At 39.5% G+C, this 19,438-nt stretch carries 19 protein-coding genes and 3 rRNA genes; 16 read left to right on the top strand and 6 right to left on the bottom strand.

Going from position 1 to position 19,438, the window contains the following annotated elements:
• Nucleotide 1 precedes the first annotated feature (1 nt).
• From BN1225_RS09940 to BN1225_RS09925, 4 genes are all read left to right on the top strand, one after another.
• A 16S ribosomal RNA gene (locus BN1225_RS09940) occupies nucleotides 2-1,527 on the top strand.
• 166 nt (nucleotides 1,528-1,693) lie between these two features.
• Nucleotides 1,694-4,602: ribosomal RNA gene (locus BN1225_RS09935) — 23S ribosomal RNA — on the top strand.
• Between the two features lie 48 nt (nucleotides 4,603-4,650).
• Nucleotides 4,651-4,759, top strand: a 5S ribosomal RNA gene (rrf, locus tag BN1225_RS09930).
• Together the 16S, 23S and 5S rRNA genes form the textbook arrangement of a ribosomal RNA operon.
• 138 nt (nucleotides 4,760-4,897) lie before the next feature.
• Nucleotides 4,898-5,674 carry an HAD-IIB family hydrolase gene (locus BN1225_RS09925; protein ID WP_041139633.1) on the top strand — a complete coding sequence of 259 codons (777 nt, stop codon included), beginning with the start codon at nucleotides 4,898-4,900 and terminating at the stop codon, nucleotides 5,672-5,674.
• Nucleotides 5,675-5,712: 38 nt separating this feature from the next.
• Here the strand turns inward: BN1225_RS09925 and BN1225_RS09920 are convergent, their stop codons facing one another.
• The 3 genes from BN1225_RS09920 to BN1225_RS09910 are packed head-to-tail and all read right to left on the bottom strand — an operon-like array spanning nucleotide 5,713 to nucleotide 7,439.
• Entirely contained in the window at nucleotides 5,713-6,630 is a 918-nt protein-coding gene (locus BN1225_RS09920) for an SPFH domain-containing protein (protein WP_041139632.1), read from the bottom strand.
• Between the two features lie 13 nt (nucleotides 6,631-6,643).
• Nucleotides 6,644-7,060: an NfeD family protein gene (locus BN1225_RS09915; RefSeq protein WP_041139631.1), complete on the bottom strand. Its 417-nt coding sequence runs from the start codon at nucleotides 7,058-7,060 to the stop codon at nucleotides 6,644-6,646.
• A 13-nt stretch (nucleotides 7,061-7,073) separates the two neighbouring features.
• Entirely contained in the window at nucleotides 7,074-7,439 is a 366-nt protein-coding gene (locus tag BN1225_RS09910; protein WP_041139630.1) for a hypothetical protein, read from the bottom strand.
• A 122-nt stretch (nucleotides 7,440-7,561) separates the two neighbouring features.
• On the opposite strand from BN1225_RS09910, the gene BN1225_RS09905 reads away from it, so the two are divergent.
• Genes BN1225_RS09905 through BN1225_RS09890 form a run of 4 tightly spaced genes read left to right on the top strand, consistent with a single transcriptional unit; the run spans nucleotide 7,562 to nucleotide 9,755 of the window.
• Nucleotides 7,562-7,990, top strand: a complete 429-nt coding sequence (locus tag BN1225_RS09905) for a hypothetical protein (RefSeq protein ID WP_041139629.1) — start codon at nucleotides 7,562-7,564, stop codon at nucleotides 7,988-7,990.
• Nucleotides 7,987-8,424, top strand: a complete 438-nt coding sequence (locus tag BN1225_RS09900) for a hypothetical protein (protein ID WP_041139628.1) — start codon at nucleotides 7,987-7,989, stop codon at nucleotides 8,422-8,424. The genes BN1225_RS09905 and BN1225_RS09900 overlap by 4 nt, the downstream gene beginning before the upstream one ends.
• A gap of 13 nt (nucleotides 8,425-8,437) precedes the next feature.
• Complete coding sequence (gene deoD, locus BN1225_RS09895) at nucleotides 8,438-9,151, top strand: purine-nucleoside phosphorylase (RefSeq protein WP_041139627.1); 714 nt, start codon at nucleotides 8,438-8,440, stop codon at nucleotides 9,149-9,151.
• The gene (locus tag BN1225_RS09890; protein ID WP_041139626.1) at nucleotides 9,141-9,755 is read left to right on the top strand and encodes an HAD family hydrolase; all 615 of its coding nucleotides are present in this window, start codon (nucleotides 9,141-9,143) and stop codon (nucleotides 9,753-9,755) included. The genes deoD and BN1225_RS09890 overlap by 11 nt, the downstream gene beginning before the upstream one ends.
• Nucleotides 9,756-9,771: 16 nt before the next feature.
• On the opposite strand, the gene BN1225_RS09885 is transcribed toward BN1225_RS09890, so the two are convergent.
• On the bottom strand, nucleotides 9,772-9,972 hold the full coding sequence (locus BN1225_RS09885) for a DUF378 domain-containing protein (RefSeq protein WP_041139625.1): 201 nt from the start codon (nucleotides 9,970-9,972) through the stop codon (nucleotides 9,772-9,774).
• Between the two features lie 104 nt (nucleotides 9,973-10,076).
• Between BN1225_RS09885 and BN1225_RS09880 the strand changes: the two genes are divergently transcribed.
• Together BN1225_RS09880 and alr are read left to right on the top strand one after the other, a co-directional pair.
• On the top strand, nucleotides 10,077-11,060 hold the full coding sequence (locus tag BN1225_RS09880) for a LolA family protein (protein ID WP_041139624.1): 984 nt from the start codon (nucleotides 10,077-10,079) through the stop codon (nucleotides 11,058-11,060).
• 57 nt (nucleotides 11,061-11,117) lie between these two features.
• The gene (alr, locus tag BN1225_RS09875; RefSeq protein WP_041139623.1) at nucleotides 11,118-12,197 is read left to right on the top strand and encodes an alanine racemase; all 1,080 of its coding nucleotides are present in this window, start codon (nucleotides 11,118-11,120) and stop codon (nucleotides 12,195-12,197) included.
• A gap of 212 nt (nucleotides 12,198-12,409) precedes the next feature.
• Here alr and BN1225_RS09870 read toward each other — a convergent pair whose 3' ends face one another.
• Together BN1225_RS09870 and BN1225_RS09865 are read right to left on the bottom strand one after the other, a co-directional pair.
• A complete protein-coding gene (locus BN1225_RS09870) occupies nucleotides 12,410-12,799 on the bottom strand; it encodes a Fur family transcriptional regulator (RefSeq protein WP_041139622.1) in 390 nt (129 codons plus the stop codon).
• A 60-nt stretch (nucleotides 12,800-12,859) separates the two neighbouring features.
• Complete coding sequence (locus BN1225_RS09865; protein ID WP_041139621.1) at nucleotides 12,860-13,795, bottom strand: hypothetical protein; 936 nt, start codon at nucleotides 13,793-13,795, stop codon at nucleotides 12,860-12,862.
• A gap of 60 nt (nucleotides 13,796-13,855) precedes the next feature.
• Here BN1225_RS09865 and hflX point away from each other — a divergent pair, with 60 nt between their 5' ends.
• Genes hflX through BN1225_RS09835 form a run of 6 tightly spaced genes read left to right on the top strand, consistent with a single transcriptional unit; the run spans nucleotide 13,856 to nucleotide 19,437 of the window.
• Nucleotides 13,856-15,094 (top strand): GTPase HflX, encoded by a 1,239-nt coding sequence (gene hflX, locus BN1225_RS09860; protein WP_041139620.1) that lies wholly within the window; start codon nucleotides 13,856-13,858, stop codon nucleotides 15,092-15,094.
• Between the two features lie 59 nt (nucleotides 15,095-15,153).
• Nucleotides 15,154-16,032, top strand: a complete 879-nt coding sequence (locus BN1225_RS09855) for an ROK family protein (RefSeq protein WP_041139619.1) — start codon at nucleotides 15,154-15,156, stop codon at nucleotides 16,030-16,032.
• Nucleotides 16,033-16,449 (top strand): C-GCAxxG-C-C family protein, encoded by a 417-nt coding sequence (locus BN1225_RS09850; protein ID WP_041139618.1) that lies wholly within the window; start codon nucleotides 16,033-16,035, stop codon nucleotides 16,447-16,449. It begins immediately after the preceding gene.
• 36 nt (nucleotides 16,450-16,485) lie between these two features.
• Nucleotides 16,486-17,682: an MFS transporter gene (locus tag BN1225_RS09845; RefSeq protein WP_041139617.1), complete on the top strand. Its 1,197-nt coding sequence runs from the start codon at nucleotides 16,486-16,488 to the stop codon at nucleotides 17,680-17,682.
• Complete coding sequence (locus tag BN1225_RS09840; RefSeq protein ID WP_197066555.1) at nucleotides 17,660-18,511, top strand: RluA family pseudouridine synthase; 852 nt, start codon at nucleotides 17,660-17,662, stop codon at nucleotides 18,509-18,511. Before BN1225_RS09845 ends, BN1225_RS09840 begins: the two co-directional genes overlap by 23 nt.
• An 11-nt stretch (nucleotides 18,512-18,522) precedes the next feature.
• Entirely contained in the window at nucleotides 18,523-19,437 is a 915-nt protein-coding gene (locus BN1225_RS09835) for an alpha/beta fold hydrolase (RefSeq protein WP_041139615.1), read from the top strand.
• The last annotated feature ends 1 nt before the right edge of the window (nucleotide 19,438 follow it).

Here is a 19,438-nt window from a genome sequence, read left to right as displayed (position 1 = left end):
TATCATGGAGAGTTTGATCCTGGCTCAGGATGAACGCTGGCGGCGTGCCTAATACATGCAAGTCGAACGCATCACCTTGGTGATGAGTGGCGAACGGGTGAGTAAGACATAAGCAACCTGGCTGTACCAGGGGGATAACGCGTGGAAACATGCGCTAAGACCGCATAGGCTTTAACTAAGCATTTAGATAAAGTTAAATATCCTAAGGGATAGGGAACAGATGGGCTTATGGTGCATTAGCTAGTTGGTGGGGTAAAGGCCTACCAAGGCGACGATGCATAGCCGGCCTGAGAGGGTGAACGGCCACACTGGGACTGAGACACGGCCCAGACTCCTACGGGAGGCAGCAGTAGGGAATTTTCGGCAATGGGGGGAACCCTGACCGAGCAACGCCGCGTGAAGGAAGAAGGCCTTCGGGTTGTAAACTTCTGTTATAAAGGAAGAACGGCTAATACAGGGAATGGTATTAGAGTGACGGTACTTTGTGAGGAAGCCACGGCTAACTACGTGCCAGCAGCCGCGGTAATACGTAGGTGGCAAGCGTTATCCGGAATTATTGGGCGTAAAGAGGGAGCAGGCGGCAATGGAGGTCTGTGGTAAAAGGCTGAAGCTTAACTTCAGTAAGCCATGGAAACCAAATAGCTAGAGTGCAGAAGAGGATCGTGGAATTCCATGTGTAGCGGTGAAATGCGTAGATATATGGAGGAACACCAGTGGCGAAGGCGACGATCTGGTCTGTAACTGACGCTCAGTCCCGAAAGCGTGGGGAGCAAATAGGATTAGATACCCTAGTAGTCCACGCCGTAAACGATGAGTACTAAGTGTTGGGGGGACAAGCCTCAGTGCTGCAGTTAACGCAATAAGTACTCCGCCTGAGTAGTACGTTCGCAAGAATGAAACTCAAAGGAATTGACGGGGGCCCGCACAAGCGGTGGAGCATGTGGTTTAATTCGAAGCAACGCGAAGAACCTTACCAGGTCTTGACATCTGGATAAAGACTCTAGAGATAGAGGGATAGATATATCCAAGACAGGTGGTGCATGGTTGTCGTCAGCTCGTGTCGTGAGATGTTGGGTTAAGTCCCGCAACGAGCGCAACCCTTGTCGTTAGTTACCAGCAGTAAGATGGGGACTCTAACGAGACAGCCGGTGACAAGCCGGAGGAAGGCGGGGATGACGTCAAATCATCATGCCCCTTATGACCTGGGCTACACACGTGCTACAATGGACGGATCAAAGGGAAGCGAAGAGGCGACTTGGAGCGAAACTCAAAAACCCGTTCTCAGTTCGGATTGCAGGCTGCAACTCGCCTGCATGAAGATGGAATCGCTAGTAATCGCGGATCAGCATGCCGCGGTGAATACGTTCTCGGGCCTTGTACACACCGCCCGTCACACCATGAGAGTTGATAACACCCGAAGCCGGTGGCTTAACCGAAAGGAGAGAGCTGTCTAAGGTGGGATCGATGATTGGGGTGAAGTCGTAACAAGGTATCCCTACGGGAACGTGGGGATGGATCACCTCCTTTCTAAGGAGAAAAAGGTTCTGTTCAGTTTTGAGTGGAGACACTCAAGGAAAAGAGATCATTGAAAACTGGATAATAAGATGAAAAGAAATATTAGAAAGATCAGGAGAAATCAAGGATCTTTCCTAATAGTCGAAAAAACTAAGAAAAAGTAACAAAAGCAAATCTAGGATAAGAAAAGAAGAGCGTATGGAGGATGCCTAGGCACAATGAGGCGAAGAAGGACGCAGCAAACGGCGAAACGCAGCGGCGAGTGGTAAGCACACGCAAGAGCCGCTGATATCCGAATGGGGGAACCCACTATCTACGAGATAGTATCCATGCATGAATACATAATGCATAGGAAGCAAGACGCAGGGAACTGAAACATCTAAGTACCTGTAGGAGAAGAAAATAAAGAATGATTTCCTGAGTAGTGGCGAGCGAAAGGGAAGGAGCCCAAACCAAGAGTTATCTTGGGGTTATAGGACAGTCAAGAAAGGCAAGACACTTTACAGAAGAAATACATGGGAAGGTATGCGAGACAGGGTGAGAGCCCCGTATTCGAAGTAGAGCGAAGCCAAGACTGATCCTGAGTACGGCGGGACACGAGAAATCCTGTCGGAAGGATCGAGGACCATCTCGAAAGGCTAAATACTCCATTGTGACCGATAGTGAACCAGTACCGTGAGGGAAAGGTGAAAAGAACCCCGGGAGGGGAGTGAAAGAGAACCTGAAACCATATGCTTACAAGAAGTCAGAGCCCGTTAAGGGGTGATGGCGTGCCTTTTGTAGAATGAACCGGCGAGTTATGATAGTCAGCGAGGTTAAGCAGGAGATGCGGAGCCGAAGCGAAAGCGAGTCTGAAAAGGGCGAATAGTTGGATGTCATAGACCCGAAACCGAGTGATCTAGCCATGACCAGGTTGAAGTTGGGGTAAAACCCGATGGAGGACCGAACCGACCCCCGTTGAAACGTTGGCGGATGAGTTGTGGCTAGGGGTGAAATTCCAAACGAACTCGGAGATAGCTGGTTCTCCCCGAAATAGCTTTAGGGCTAGCGTCAGGGTAAAGTAGCGTGAAGGTAGAGCACTGAATATGTGATGGCCCCATCCCGGGGTACTGAACATAATCAAACTCCGAATGTCACGAAAACATACCTGGCAGTCAGACAGTGGGTGATAAGGTCCATTGTCAAAAGGGAAACAGCCCAGACCATCAGCTAAGGTCCCAAAATTATTGCTAAGTGGAAAAGGATGTGGAGATGTCCAGACAACTAGGAGGTTGGCTCAGAAGCAGCCACCCTTTAAAGAGTGCGTAACAGCTCACTAGTCGAATGACTCTGCGCCGAAAATTTACCGGGGCTAAGCAATATACCGAAGCTATGGATTGACATTGAAAAATGTGAGTGGTAGGGGAGCGTTCTATCATCGGAGAAGCATGATCGTAAGGACATGTGGAGAGGATAGAAGAGAGAATGCCGGTGTGAGTAGCGGAACGTGGGTGAGAATCCCACGCACCGAAAACCCAAGGTTTCCAGAGGAAGGTTCGTCCGCTCTGGGTAAGTCGGGACCTAAGGCGAGGCCGAAAGGCGTAGTCGATGGACAACAGGTGGAGATTCCTGTACCTAATAAAGAGTGATGGAGTGACGGAGAAGGCTAGACAGGTCCGGCGGATGGAAGAGCCGGAGCAAGCGGGATATCTGGTGTGTAGAAAAATGCGCATACCGCAAGGAGAAGACGTGAAGCGTATGGAAAGGGGCGACCCAAGTACAGAAGCTGTCGAAGCAAGCTTCCAAGAAAAGCTTCTAGCAAATTTTTATTAGCCCGTACCGATAATGGACACACATGGGTGAGGAGAGAATCCTAAGGTGAGCGAGAGAACTATGGCCAAGGAACTCTGCAAAATGACTCCGTAACTTCGGGAGAAGGAGTGCTTATGAAAATAAGCCGCAGTAAAACGGCCCAAGCGACTGTTTATCAAAAACACAGCTCTATGCGAAGCCGCAAGGCGAAGTATATGGGGTGACGCCTGCCCGGTGCTGGAAGGTTAAGAGGAGTTGTAAGATCGTAAGGTCGAAGCAATGAATTGAAGCCCCAGTAAACGGCGGCCGTAACTATAACGGTCCTAAGGTAGCGAAATTCCTTGTCAGGTAAGTTCTGACCCGCACGAAAGGCGTAACGATTTGGGCGCTGTCTCGGCTGTAGACTCGGTGAAATCTTAGTACCTGTGAAGATGCAGGTTACCCGCGACTAGACGGAAAGACCCCATGGAGCTTTACTGTAGCTTGATATTGGACTTTGATGAAGGATGTACAGAATAGGTAGGAGACAGGGATACATGCACGCCAGTGTGTGAGGAGTCGACGTTGGGATACTACCCTTCCTTGATTGGGGTTCTAACCGGATGCTTTGAAGCAAGCAACGGGACAGTGTCAGGTGGGCAGTTTGACTGGGGCGGTCGCCTCCCAAAGAGTAACGGAGGCGCCCAAAGATACCCTCAGCTTGGATGGAAATCAAGCGCAGAGTGCAAAGGCAAAAGGGTGTTTGACTGCGAGACAGACAAGTCGAGCAGGGACGAAAGTCGGGCTTAGTGATCCGGCGGTACCGAATGGAAGGGCCGTCGCTCAACGGATAAAAGCTACCCTGGGGATAACAGGCTGATCTCCCCCAAGAGTTCACATCGACGGGGAGGTTTGGCACCTCGATGTCGGCTCATCGCATCCTGGAGCTGAAGTCGGTTCCAAGGGTTGGGCTGTTCGCCCATTAAAGCGGTACGCGAGCTGGGTTCAGAACGTCGTGAGACAGTTCGGTCCCTATCTGTCGTGGGCGCAGGAAGTTTGAGAAGAGCTGTCCTTAGTACGAGAGGACCGGGATGGACACACCAATGGTGGACCAGTTGTCACGCCAGTGGCACAGCTGGGTAGCTAAGTGTGGCAGGAATAAACGCTGAAGGCATCTAAGCGTGAAATCCCCTTCAAGATGAGACTTCCGGACGCAAGTTGGAAGACCCCTTAAAGACGATAAGGTAGATAGGTCAGGAGTGGAAGTATAGTGATATATGGAGCGGACTGATACTAATAGGTCGAGAACTTAACCTAGAAGAAGAAAGAACTTATTATCCAGTTTTGAGTGAGAGCTCAGAGGAATCCGGTGATGATGGGGATATGGAGACACCTGTAACCATCTCGAACACAGAAGTTAAGCATATCAACGGCGAAGATAGTGAGCGATCGCGAAAATAGCAGATTGCCGGGTAAGAGAAGGAGGAGTTCCTCCTTTTTTTATGTATTGGAAAGAGACTTGTCTATAGAGAGAGAAGAGAGATTTCTACTCTTTTTTGTGTACTATTTCTCTTTTTTTATTATAATTAAACATAATAAGAGGAGATAAGACATGGACAAAAAGTATTTTTTCTTTGATATTGATGGTACACTAACCAATAAAGTTTCGGGAGAACTAATTCCCAGCGCAAAAAAGACCATTCATTTGTTGCAAGAGAATGGGCATTTTGTCTGTATTGCAACAGGTCGTGCAAATTATAAGACAAAGGCGTTTGCAAAACATGCTGGAATCCATCATATTGTCAGTAATGGTGGGGCAGCGTTAACTATTAATGATGTGCTTTTAAAGAATAGCCCATTAGATCATAAAAAGGCCATTTCTTTATGCTGTGAGGCAGAAAAAGCTGGATTTGGTATATTAATAGCTATCGATGACAATATCGATGTGAGAATGAAAAATATGCGTTTTATAGAACAGGCAGGATTTAGACAAGAACCTACACGGTACTTTTTAGATTTGAATCAGCCTTATGAAGAATATGAGAATATTTATAAAATTTATATTGCTGTCCCTAAAGCAAAAGAAAATAATCTTAGCTTAATAAATACATTAGGACATATTCGTTTCGCAGATGACTATTTAACATTCCAACACGATCGAAAAGATCAAGGAATCATGGAAATGATGGAACAAGTGAAAGGAAATCTAAAGGATGTTGTTGTCTTTGGAGATGATTATAATGATTTGGTCATGTTTCAAGATGGCTGGACTAAAATTGCTATGGGAAATGCCTGTGATGCATTAAAAAAGAAAGCGACGTTTGTCACAAAAGCAAACACGGATGATGGAATTGAATTTGCTTGCCGTCACTTTGGTTGGATAAAATAAAAGTCTTTGAACTGATTTTAGCTCAAAGACTTCTTTTTTTATTTTTCTTTTTTAGGATCTGTAGCAATTTCTTTAACAGAAGAAACTAACCCTGCTAATCCTTGGATCTCACTTGGAATAATGATCTTTGTGGCTTCCCCTTCAGATAATTTTTCTAAAGCTTTGTATCCTTGTAATTGTACATATGCCGGCTGTGGTGCTGCCTCATTGATATAAGCAATCCCTTTTGCCTGTGCTTCAAAGACTAAACGCAGTGCTTCGGCTTCACCGGTCGCTCTTGTGATCTTCGCTTCTTTATCTGCTTCAGCTCGCAAGATGGTAGATTCTTTTTCCCCTTCGGCTGTTAAGATCGCCGCAGTTTTCTTTCCTTCAGCCTGTAAAATCGCTTCACGTCTTTCACGTTCTGCACGCATTTGTTTTTCCATTGCTTCTTGAATATCACGTGGCGGAATAATGTTTTTCACTTCAACACGATGTACTTTGATTCCCCATGGATCGGTTGCTTCATCAAGAATACTTCTCATTTTGGCGTTGATTAAATCACGTGATGTTAATGTCTCATCTAATTCGAGATCCCCAATAATATTACGTAAGGTAGTTGCGGTTAAATTTTCAATCGCATTGATGGGGCGTACAACACCATAAGTAAATAATTTCGGATCTGTGATTTGAAAATACACAACTGTATCGATTTGCATCGTAACGTTGTCTTTGGTAATAACCGGCTGTGGTTCAAAATCAACTACTTGTTCTTTTAAAGAAACACGGTTGGCAACTCGATCAAAAAATGGAATGAGGATGTGTACCCCAACATTGCAAGAACGGTTGTAAGCCCCTAATCTTTCAACAACGTAGCAGTTGGATTGAGGAACGATACGAATCGTTTTTGCGACAATCAAGAGTCCAACTAAAATAACAACGGTAACTAAAACAATGGTAATAATTTGTCCTGGCATATAACTCTCTCCTTTATACTTTCTTTACTACTAATTTTACACCATCGATGGCTAAGATTTCAACATGTGTTCCTGCTTCTATGAAATCTCTGTCAATTGAGATTGCACTCCAAGTACTTCCCATGACTTTGACTTCCCCTTTGGTGTCTTCTTGAATCTCTTTTGTCACTAACCCTTGTTTGCCAATTAAACGGTCAGTGTTAGTATGAACAATATTCCCCGTTAAATACTTTTTCGCAATCGGCCTTGTTATAATGAACGAAAGCACGGTAATCACTAAACATACAATAATCTGTACGGTTAAATTGAAACCTAGAAAATAAGCAATCAAAGCACCTAAACTACCTATACTAATCCAAATGCTGACTAAATCGATTGTGACGATCTCAACAATGACAGATAAAATTAAAATAACTAACCAAATGGTCATTTAGACCCCTCCCTTATAACTGCACAATTAATAGTTTATTCTTCTCATTGAAGTGAGCATCATATTTAATACCGTTTTGAGCGGTAAAATCAATGTTGTACAATTCTCCAATAGAGCGAATAAATGTTTTATTGCTTATTCTACCGTAACTTTTACCAATGGATATTTTATGCAATTGGCTAGGGGGATAGACCCCTAAATCGATCTCGTCTTTTGTAATAGGTTTGATGGCAACTTGTTTAAGCTCTTCATCAATCCCTAATAATACATATCGTATGTCAGTAAAATTTTCACAAGCAACTTTATTTAATGTCAAATTGGACTCATAAATGGTAACCGTAGGTGTTGCGATATCATTTTTAATCCACTTAAAGTTCATTTTATCACCTTCTTCAGTATTATTATATTATTTATATTATTTTTTTGCAATATATTATTTAACTAAATCTTAGTAATTTCAATTGAATTTTGGTATACTGTTAATGGTTAGGAGGAATTGTTGTGTTTAAAAAAGGATTTTTATTATTTTTAGTGTTGATGATTGCGGGATGCACTCTGACAAATAAAAAGAACTATCCGGATTTTAATGTGAAATTCTTTTATCGGGATTCCTGCGGTTACTGTGAAGCCTTTAAAGAATATGCGATTCCTGCTTTAGAAAAAGAATTTAAAGAAGCGATTCATATCGAATATTATAATATGGATGATGAAACCTCCATGATGGTATATAATGATATTTGTGATCAGCTTTATTTTTTTGATGAATCTTATCGAGGCGATGCACCACTTTTTGTAATGGAGGGGGAATTTGCTTTATTGGGATATGCCTCGGGTGAAGAAAAAGAACTGATTCGTGATATTAAGCGTGCTTTAAATAATGAAGAATTAGGCGATCGATTATCAGCTTACAGATGGGAGTTTACACTATGAAAAAATGGTTATTAAGTATGATTGCTTTTTGTTTTTTGATCAGTTTGAGCGGTTGTACATCCACTAAACAAAAAAATGAAGAAAAAATTAATATGACAGTTTTTACAGTCAGCACCTGCAGCAACTGCAAGGCGTTTAAAGAATATGCGATTCCGGCATTGGAAAATGAATTTGGTGATCAGCTTGTTTTGACAATCAAAGATCTTGATGAAGATGAAAATGGGGCATTATATGATCAAATCACCAGTCAGTTGGCAGATTATGATACCGTATATTCGCGCATGGTCCCATTCATTGTTGTTGAAGGTTACTTTGCCGTTTTGGCTTATAATAAAGGAGAAGAAACAGCATTGATCAGTGATATTAAAGCAGCTAGAGATGGAAAACCGTTAGGGGATACATTATCTAACGGCAGATGGCTATTTAAAGAATAAGGAGGAAATAAAGATGGCTACACCACATAACGAAGCAAAAGAAGGAATGATTGCGAAAACAGTATTAATGCCGGGAGATCCGTTGAGAGCAAAATTTTTGGCAGAAACTTATTTGGAGGATGTCGTACAATTCAACGGTGTTCGTAATATGCTGGGCTATACCGGCTATTATAAAGGAAAACCGGTATCCATCATGGGATCAGGTATGGGAATGCCTTCAATCGGCATTTACTGTCATGAACTTTATCAGTTCTATGGCGTAGAAAATATAATCCGCATTGGGTCATGCGGAGGATTAAAAGAAGACGTGCATTTGCGTGATATCATTATTGTGCAAGGGGCATGTACAGATTCTAACTTTGCAGCACAATACCAATTGAATGGAACTTACAGTGCCATCAGTTCGTATTCTTTATTGGAAAAAGCAGTGAACTTTTCAAAGGCAAAAGAGCTTAACTATCATGTTGGCAATGTCATTGCATCGGATTATTTTTATATGGCAGAAGGCGGATCAAACTTGAAATGGGCTAAAATGGGATGTCTGGGAGTAGAAATGGAATCGTATGCATTGTTTGCGACAGCTGCTTACTTAAATAAAAAAGCACTGACTTTACTGACCGTTTCTGATTCTTTGGTGACAAGTGAAGAAACATCTGCACAAGAGAGAGAAAAAACATTTACAGCGATGATGGAAGTCGCTTTAGAGATTGCGTGTGATGAAGCGTAAAATAGCGTTCTTTGATTTTGATGATACGCTTTTGCCACAGGATTCCATGAAACGATTGATCTATTTTTGTTTAAAACGTCATCCATGGAGTTTTATTTACTTGTTTAAACTGGCTTTTTTAGGTCTGTTGTATGGAATAAAAGTAATCTCTTTTATTCCTTTAAAACAAGCTATTTTGTTTCCTTTGAATCATCTGAGCGAAAAAGAACTGGAATTGTTTTATCAGGAATGTTTGATTCCTCATTATTACACCAATGTAGTGGAGGAGTTAAAACAAAAAAAATCAGAAGGCTATCTGATTTATCTTGTTTCTGCTTCTCCGGAAGTCTATTTAAAATATACAGATCTTCCGGTGGATATGGTGATCGGGACAAAGACACTCACAAAAGAGGGGAAAAATACCAGCAAGGTTATTGGAAAAAACTGTAAGGGTGAAGAAAAGGTAAGACGAATTCAAGAGATTCTAAAAAAACAGAACATTGAGATTGACTATGATCACTCTTATGGTTATTCGGATTCACTTACGGATATGCCGATGTTGATGCTGGTAAAGCATCGTATTCGTATAAATAAAAAAGATGGCTCAATGAGCCAATTTGAATAGGTGGTAAACACCTATTTTATTTTTGATCCAAGTCAAGAAACAACAACATAATGTTGATGATCCCAGAAATACCGACAACGATATAGATCAATGAAGTTAAAAATGTACTAGTTCCAAAAATCATTTCAACTAAGTTGAAAGCGAATAATCCGATTAATCCCCAGTTGATTGCTCCGATAATAGTGAAGACTAATGCAATTTTATATAAAATATTCATTGTGTTACCTCCTTTTAAAACTATTATGGCTGTTCATTTGTATTTTATTCAGTCATAACTGCAATTTTTAAACATATAATGAACTGCATAGAAAGGTGGTTATTATGAAGAAAAAGATTATTATTGGAATTGTCATTGTCTTACTTGCTGGCGGTGGTTTCTGGTTTTATAAAAGCAAAACAGGAACATCGGATGCCAAAGCAAAAAATCAGTTGAGCGATTTGAACAGCTATCATTTAGAAGCGAATATGGAGATGACCATAAACGATGAACTTAAAACCTACAAAGTAGATGTCGATTATTTAAAAAAAGACAGTGATTTATTCAGAGTCAATATTTATGATAAAACGCTGAATCAGTCACAAATTATTATTCGTAATACAGAGGGTGTTTTTGTTTATACGCCAAGTATGAATCAAGTGTATAAGTTCAAGAGCGAATGGCCTTATAACAGTGATAAACCTTACATCTATCAAACTTTACTTTCTTATTTCGATAAAGAAAATAAAATTGAAAAAACAAAAGATGGTTTGATCTTGAGAAGTGCAGTGGCTTATCCGCATGATGAAAAAATAGTATCACAGGAAATTAAATTTGATAAAAACATGGTACCTCTTTATATTTCATTATTCGATGAAGATGAAGCTGAACATGTAAAAGTAGAATTTACAAAAGTAAGCATTAATGAAACCGTTGATGAATCATTGTTTAATGTGGAACAATTATCTGCCAGCCAAACTGCCTCAAACCTGACAGATGATTTTCCTTTAATGCCATTAGAGTTGTTAGGAACTCAGTTAGCAGAACAGCAAGAATGTTCAATCAATGGAACAACAACGCATATTCTTCAATTTAGTGGGGATAAAGCATTTACTTTGATTCAGTCTTTAGAACAGCCAAGCGATACACTACAGACAATTGATACATCTGCTGAACTGGTGGATCTGGTAGGCGGTGTAGCGATGTTTGAAAACAATCAGCTTAAATACCTTTATCCTGGCTTAACATGCAGTGTCTATTCCGAAACGATGTCAAAAGCAGAAATGATTGAGGTTGTCAGCAGTTTGCAAAACGAAGTATTAAAATAAATTATTGTTTTGACAGACATTAAGCATTGGTATATCATAGTCAAAGAGGTGTTAAAAATGAATTTTTATCGAGACACAAGAGCGACTGTGGATTTAGATCATCTACTTTATAATATTGATGTGATATATAAAAAAAGTCAGAAACCATTGATGGCAGTATTAAAAGCCAATGCTTACGGTCATGGTGACCAAGCAGTAGCAAGTGTATTGGAGAATCATCTGGCGATTGCAATGTATGGATTAGCCACAATTAAAGAGGCGATCGATTTAAGAATTGCCGGGATGAAAAAAGAAATGCTGGTGATTGGACCGACGAGATGGGAAGATGCGAAATATGCCGCTATTTATAATGTGGCATTAACCGCCTACAGCATGGATTATATTCAATCGTTAGTAAAAGAAGAATTTACCAAACCATTAAAATTGCATATTAAATTAGATACCGGAATGAATCGGATTGGTTTACGAACAAGAGAAGAATTAGAAGAAGCATTGCATCTGATTAAACAAAACAAGATGTTGAAAGTGACAGGAGTTTTTACTCATTTTGGTGCCTCAGAAGAGGAAAATGAAACATATGCGTTGCAATTACAACGTTTTCAAACGATGATTGAAGGCTATTCTTTTGAATATGTACATGCAGATAATAGTGCCGGAACGATGTATCGCCATGATGATTTTACCAATTTAGATCGTCTTGGCATTGGGATGTACGGGGTAGATCCGAAAGGGAGAGAAAACAATGAATTAAAACCGGTCATGATGCTAAGCACAACTGTTTTAATGGTCAAACATATTAAAAAAGGAGAAAAGGTAGGCTATGGCTTTACCTATACTGCTGAAAATGACGAATATGTTGCCACTTTGCCAATTGGTTATGCCGATGGATTTATTCGTAAGAATCAAGGGCGTGATGTTTATATCAACAATAAAAACTATCAGATCATCGGACGTGTCTGCATGGATCAAATGATGGTTCGTGTTGATGAAACCGTAAAGGTCGGAGATCGTGTGGAAATTTTTGGACCGCATTTGTCAATCGTACAGATGGCAAAAGAATTAGAAACGATTCCTTACGAAATTATGTGTTTATTGACAGACCGGGTTGAACGAAGATATGAAAAAATAGAAGAATAATGGAAAAGCAAGAAAAGGGATCAGAAGATCCAACTTCTTGCTTTATTTGTATATGATCATATTTTTATCAAGGAATATCATAGAGCATTTTATATTGAACAAAAAGATTCATTCCAATGTCGTCTTCTTTTGTTATTGTGTGATCAAAAAGAGAGAAAATACCTGAAATTGCAAACTAAAAATCCGACTGTTCAGCCGGATCTCTAGATAAACTAATTTTTACTTTTAGCATGACACTTAACACATTGACCCTCGATTGTAATATTAATCTTTTCCGCTTGGTGATCAATAGAATCGGCAATCTGTTGATAAATGTCCTCCTTAATGACGATATCATGAATTTCATTGCAAGATGAGCAAACAAAATGCACATGCGGTGTAATCGTTCCATCGTAATGATAAGTTCCATCCCCGACATCCAATTTCAAGATATCCCCATTATCCGCTAAAAAGCCAAGGTTACGATAAACAGTTCCGAGTGATAATTCAGGATACTTTTGCTTTAATGTATAATAGACTTGATCCGCGGTTGGGTGATCAGTTCTATTTTGCAATTCTAAAAGTATCGCTTCACGCTGTTTAGAATAACGAGTTGTTTTCATAGCTTCACCACCAATCGATAATAGTTATCAATATCATAATATATAAATTTAGCTGCTTTGTCAATTCATAAGGTATATAAAGACTAAAAAGGTGGAAGCTAAAGCATGAAAACATCTAAAAAACAGATAGCTTTTAAAATGAAATGGGGTATGGTCCATTAATTGATACACTTGTAAGAAAACGCTCAATCCACCAAAAGAAAGGTAAAAGACACTCATTAAAAGTTTGATATGATAAGAGTAGGCACTGCCGTTAAACAAAATGATACCGGAACTAAATTCCAAGGCACCGTTTAAAAACAAAATGATCTGTGAATTAAATAAATGCGATAGACTGATCAGGGAAACTTTACATACCAGCATGAAGCCGAAAATATAAATAAAGGCAATCATACATTCTTTTAGACTGTCTTTAATAATATCGAAGATTTTATGCTGATAAATAGTTGAAGAAAACGGATACCAAGCATTGCACCAAGTCATCTTTTGACTTTTCCCTTTTGAACTAATCAGAAAATAAATAAGAGTAGGCAGAATATGTGCTAATTCCAAGATAAAGCCAATGCGAATATCATGAAAGATAGTCATACCGACAAAATAGACGATAAAGCTAAAAGAACCATGGTGTGCCACTTTAACAAGCAAATCTGCCTCTCGCTCATCAATTTGTTTTAGAGAATAAGCATTGCTGATCATTTTGGCGTTGGTAGGATAGCCGCTTAAAATAGAAAAGCAATAGATGCTTAGCGCATTTCCTGACACCCGAAAGAGGGGACGGGAAATAAATTGCAGAAAAAAAGCAATGAGTTGAATCATCCCCACCTTTTGACAAATCGTAATGATCAGCATGAAAGGAAACAGGGTGGGAAAGAGTTGGTTAATGATCATATCTTTGACTTCTTTTGTGATACTTACGATATCACTCATATGGAAAAAAGAAAGAAAGGATATGTAAAGAATAATGGATAAGATAAGGTAAATCTTTGTTTTTTTCATTATATCACCTATTATTATAAATATGTTATAATGGGACATATATGTATAAATGGAGAGAATATGGAAGCAATAATTGTAGGCGTTAGTTATTTTGGAATGACATATGATTTAGAAGAATCAATGAGAGAATTAGAAGCTTTATGTGCTGCATGTGATGTGCAGGTTAAATATTCATTGACACAGGCTTTAGATAAGATATCGGCTGCGACTTATATCGGTAAAGGAAAAGTGGCGGAATTAAAGAATTTAGTTGGGGATGTTGATCTTGTGATCTTTAATGAAGAACTGAGTCCGATGCAGATTAAAAACTTAACCGATATTTTAGAGATCGAAGTCAGTGACCGAACAGATTTAATTTTAAAAATCTTTGAATCTCGTGCAAAGACCAATGAAGCAAAATTACAGGTGAAAATTGCCAAGTATAATTATTTATTGCCACGTTTGGCAGGAATGAACGATGAACTCGAAGGACAGCAAGGGGGGAGTGGGTTCCGTGGGAGCGGAGAAAAGAAGATTGAGTTGGATCGCCGCTTGATTCGCAATCAGTTGACAAAAGCCAAGCATGACCTTGCTTTAATGGTCAAACAACGCAAGACACAGCGTATTTTAAGAGCGCATCAAGATCAAAAGGTAGTGGCTTTAGTCGGGTATACCAACAGTGGGAAATCCTCTTTAATGAATTATTTTGTTGCCCATTCAAAACTAAATGATAAAACCGTTCTGCAAAAGGATATGCTTTTTGCAACCTTGGAAACATCAACGCGTAAAGTCAAACTGAATAATAATAAAACATTCTTATTGACCGATACCGTTGGTTTTATCAATCAGCTGCCGCATCATCTGGTACAGGCATTCCGCTCAACTTTGGAAGAAGTGAAGGAAGCAGATCTGGTTCTTCAGGTGGTGGACAGTTCGTCCCCTTATTATCGTGAACATATTTCAGTGACAAATCAAGTGTTAGAAGAACTAGGCGTGGATCTAAATAAGATACTGTATGTGTATAATAAGATTGATCTTAATAAGTATGGTTTGGTGGAACCATTAGATCCCTATGTTTTTATTTCTGTCAAGGAAGAAAAGAATATGGAAACCTTGATGAAATCAATTGATCAGATCCTCTTTGGCGATGATCATATCGTCGAAGTTGTTTTACCGTATTCACTGATGAATATCGTCTCTTACTTACTCGATAATACACATGTTTTAAGTTACGAATATCTTGAAAACGGCATCTATCTGAAGGCGGAAGTATCGGCAAAAATGCAGGCGTATTTAAAAAAATATGTTTTATTCAATTAAAGGTTGAAGTGGGATAGGAAATGTAATAAAATGGCATAGAAATTAGAGGGGGAATAACAATGAGACTGGCAGCTATTGAGGCAGGCGGAACAAAGTTTGTCGTCGCTATCGGTGATGAATTTGGAAACATCATCAAACGTGATTCTTTTGCGACAACTTCACCGCAGGAAACATTTAAACATGTGTTTGAATTTTTTGACGGAGAGCATTTTGAAGCAATGGGAATAGGGACATTTGGCCCCATTGATTTAGATCTTCATTCACCGACTTACGGATACATTACGTCAACACCTAAACCCAACTGGGGAAATGTTGATTTTGTGGGACCGTTAAAAGAACGTTATCAGGTGCCGATTGCTTTTGATACTGATGTAAATGGTGCCGCCTTGGGTGAACTAAATTTTGGCAGTGCCCAAGGATTAGACAGTTGTTTATATCTTACTATCGGAACCGGAATCGGCGGCGGAGCCATTGTGGAAGGGAAACTGGTACACGGCTTGCTGCATCCAGAGATGGGACATATTTTATTAGCCAAACATAAAGATGAAACGACCGATGGATTTTGCCCGTTTCATAAAAACTGTTTAGAAGGTTTAGCTTCCGGTCCGGCTATAGAAAAAAGATGGGGAGTGAAAGCTTATGACTTGCCTGTTGATCATCCGGCATGGGAAATGGAAGGCTATTATTTAGCCCAAGCCTTGATGAATTTCATTCTTACATTGTCACCGCAAAAGATCATCCTAGGCGGTGGGGTCATGAAACAAACCCAAATCTTTGATTACATTCATCAGTATGTCGTGGAAATGCTGAATGGCTATGTTCAAAAAGATGAAATTCTCCATCATATCAAAGACTATATCGTTTATCCTAAATTAGGGGATAATGCAGGAATCTGTGGTGCATTAGCCTTGGCGATGCAAGCCAAGAGGACAGCTTAAATGAATCGTGTTGAACGAGTCCGATGGAATCATCAGCATGGCTATAATTGTGCTCAGGCGGTGGCTTGTGCTTACAGTGAACTATTGGATATAGATGAATCTACGATTTATCGCTTAATTGAAGGTTTTGGCAAGGGGCACGCAGTTCAAGGAACCTGTGGAGCAGTCAGTGGGGCAATATGCGTTTTAAGTGCTTTAAACAGTGACGGACAAGTGGGAAAAGCCAATACAAAACTATCCACTTATGAATGGGTTGAACATTATCTTCATGATTTCTCATTAAAGCATGGCACTTATGTCTGCAAGGAATTGCTGGCACTGCGTGCTAAAAAAGAAAGTCAACACCGCACGTGTACAGACGTTTGCGAAGCGGCTGCAGAGCTGTTAGAAAAATTTATCAAGCAAGTGAATAGTTAATCAGCCGTGATTAACTATTTTTAATACGAGGGACCTATGAAAAATAAAAACGGGAATTTTTATGCATTATGTGTTTTTTACTTTGTTTATTTTATGAGCAACGGCTTACTTTTACCCTTTATTAATATCTATTTTGAAAAACTAGGGTTTAATGGTGCCCAGATCGGACAGATCAATTCAGTAGCCTTAATTGGTTCTATGTTTCTTACTCCCTTATGGGGAATCATCTGTGACAAGACGCGGCGCTATAAATCAATGATTGGGTTATCAATTCTTTTGACGTTCGTCATAACCTATGTTTTTTCTAAACAAACAGTTTATCCATTAGTTCTTATAACGTCTATCTTTATGGTCTCTATTCGTTCATGTACGATGCCTATCAGTGATAGTGTCTGTGTCACTTACTGCAATGATCAAGGGAGAGATTATGGGGTCTTACGCGCAATCGGATCATTTGGTTATGTGGTAGGCAGTGTCGTCATCACTAAAATTGCGGAAATGTTTGGAATGGACGGACCTTTATTTTTAATCTATTTAATGGCTTTGTTTATTGCGATGGTGATCTTGATTCCTTATCCTAATGTTGAAATGAATAAAGAAACAAAATCGGATAAGAAACAAAGCAGTTTGTTTAAAGATTTAAAGAGCTTAATGAAAAATAAAAATTATATTTTTATTCTCGTCTTAGCTGTGTTTACAAATGTGGTCATGGATTCAGCGGGTGGGTATGTTGGAAATCATTTAGTCACCACACTCAAGCTTTCTTCTTCCTCAATGGGGACTTATCTGCTTTTTGCAGTGGTACCGGAAATCTTTTTTATACTGGTTGTATCACGACTCATCCGTACATACGGTTATAAAAAGGTATACGCACTTACGTGTCTGTCACAGATACTGCGTGGTATTATTTATGCTTTGATTTCCTCTTTCCCAATTTTCTTATTGACCTCTTTATGTCATATGTTTATGACGGGAATTGCCAGTGTCGGGCATATTCAATATATTAACCGCAGTGTACCGGTACGCTATGTAACAACGGCAATCACCTTCTATATGTCTTTCTACATGATTGCTTCTGCTATCTTTACTCAAATTTTTGGAATTGTCTACGATCAGCTTGGCAGCCGTTATATTTTCTGGCTGCTCGCTTTGATGAGCGCTATTGCGTTAGGGATCGTATTGACCACTAAACGTTTCAATATCGAAAGGAATGAAAGTGATGAATCGATTTAATGTTGACCAAGATAATCCGCTGTTGACCTATCTTTTTACCATTATGCCAAAACGTTCAAAAAAAGACGTAAAAAATTTATTATCTAAAAAAATGATTTTGGTTAATGATCAGGTACAGACACAGTTTGATTTCCCTTTAAAAAAGGGGGATGTAATTACGATAGGACAAAGGCAGGTACAGACACACCTTGATATCCTGTATGAAGATCAGGAATTGATTGTTATAAACAAGCCTTCCGGACTGCTTTCTATGGCATCTCAAAGGGAAAAAGAAAAGACCGCCTATCATCAGGTTCGTCAGTATTTAAAAGAAAAAGAGCCTAAAGCAATGATATTTATTGTCCATCGTTTAGATCAGTTTACTTCAGGTGTATTGATGTTTGCGAAGAATGAAAAAATAAAAAATATATTGCAGGAAAAATGGAATGACATTGTGACTAAACGTGGATACATTGCTATTGTAGAAGGACAACCTAAGAAAAAGATGGGAACCATTCGCTCATATTTAAAAGAAACAAAAACGCAGATGGTGTATTCCGCTCATGATCAAACGGGCAAACTGGCGATCACTCATTATCAAGTACTAAAATCCAATTCACGTTATAGTTTATTAGAAATTTATTTAGATACCGGACGTAAGAATCAGATCCGTGTTCATATGCAGGACTTGCATCATCCGATTGTCGGAGATACAAAATATAAAGCAAAAACGAATCCGATCGGACGTTTGGGACTGCACAGTCATATATTAGAGTTGGTTCATCCGGTTACACAAAAGAAAATGACTTTTGAAGCTGCCATGCCGGAGTGTTTTAAACGTTTATTTTAAGGGGTGAAAAAATGGAAAGATTAATGTTGACATCAAGAGAAGATGAAACTAAGATCAGTGTCATGTATCTGCCTGTGGAGCATCCGATTGGGATAGTTCAGATCTGTCATGGAATGTGTGAACATAAGGAACGTTATATTCCTTTTATGGAGTATTTAGCGACACTGGGCTATGTAGCTGTCATTCACGATCATCGCGGGCATGGAGAAAGTGCGGCTTCTATAAAACATTTAGGTTATTTTGGGAAAGAGGGAGCACGTCATTTAGTAGAGGATGCTTATTTAGTCACTCAGTATATCCAAAGACATTATCCTGACCTTCCGCTTTATTTATTTGGTCACAGCATGGGGTCTTTGATCGTACGCAATTATTTGCAAACTTATGAAAGTGTTTTATCCGGTCTTATTGTTTGCGGAAGTCCAAGTTATAATCCATATGTTGCTGTAGGGAAAATGCTGACTTCTGTTTTGATTAAATGGAAAGGTCCTTTTTATCGCAGCCGTTTTGTTAATCAGATGGCATTTGGTTACTTTAATCATGGCATTAAGAATGCTGTAAGTGAACACCAATGGATCTGTACGGACGAAAAGATTGTCAAAGCGTATGATGAAGATCCATATTGTAATTTTATTTTTACTGTAGATGGATATCATGCTTTATTTACATTAATGGCAAAGGCTTATAATAAAAACAACTATGCCGTTAAAAATACGCAGCTGCCCATTTTATTTATCAGTGGGAAAGAAGATCCCTGCTTAGTGGATACAAAGAAATTCTATCAAGCTGTAGCGTTATTAAGAACGGCAGGCTATCAGCATGTTGAAGCTATCCTATATGAGGGAATGCGACATGAAATATTAAATGAATCAGAACACCAAGCGGTTTTTGATGATATTGGTCAGTGGTTGAAAAGAAGTGCAAAGTAAA

This window comes from Beduini massiliensis, from assembly GCF_000829905.1.
Classification (GTDB): Bacteria; Bacillota_I; Bacilli_A; order Erysipelotrichales; family Coprobacillaceae; genus Beduini; species Beduini massiliensis.
Note: the sequence above shows the minus strand (reverse complement) of the source record. Positions and strands in the feature narration are given on the sequence as shown.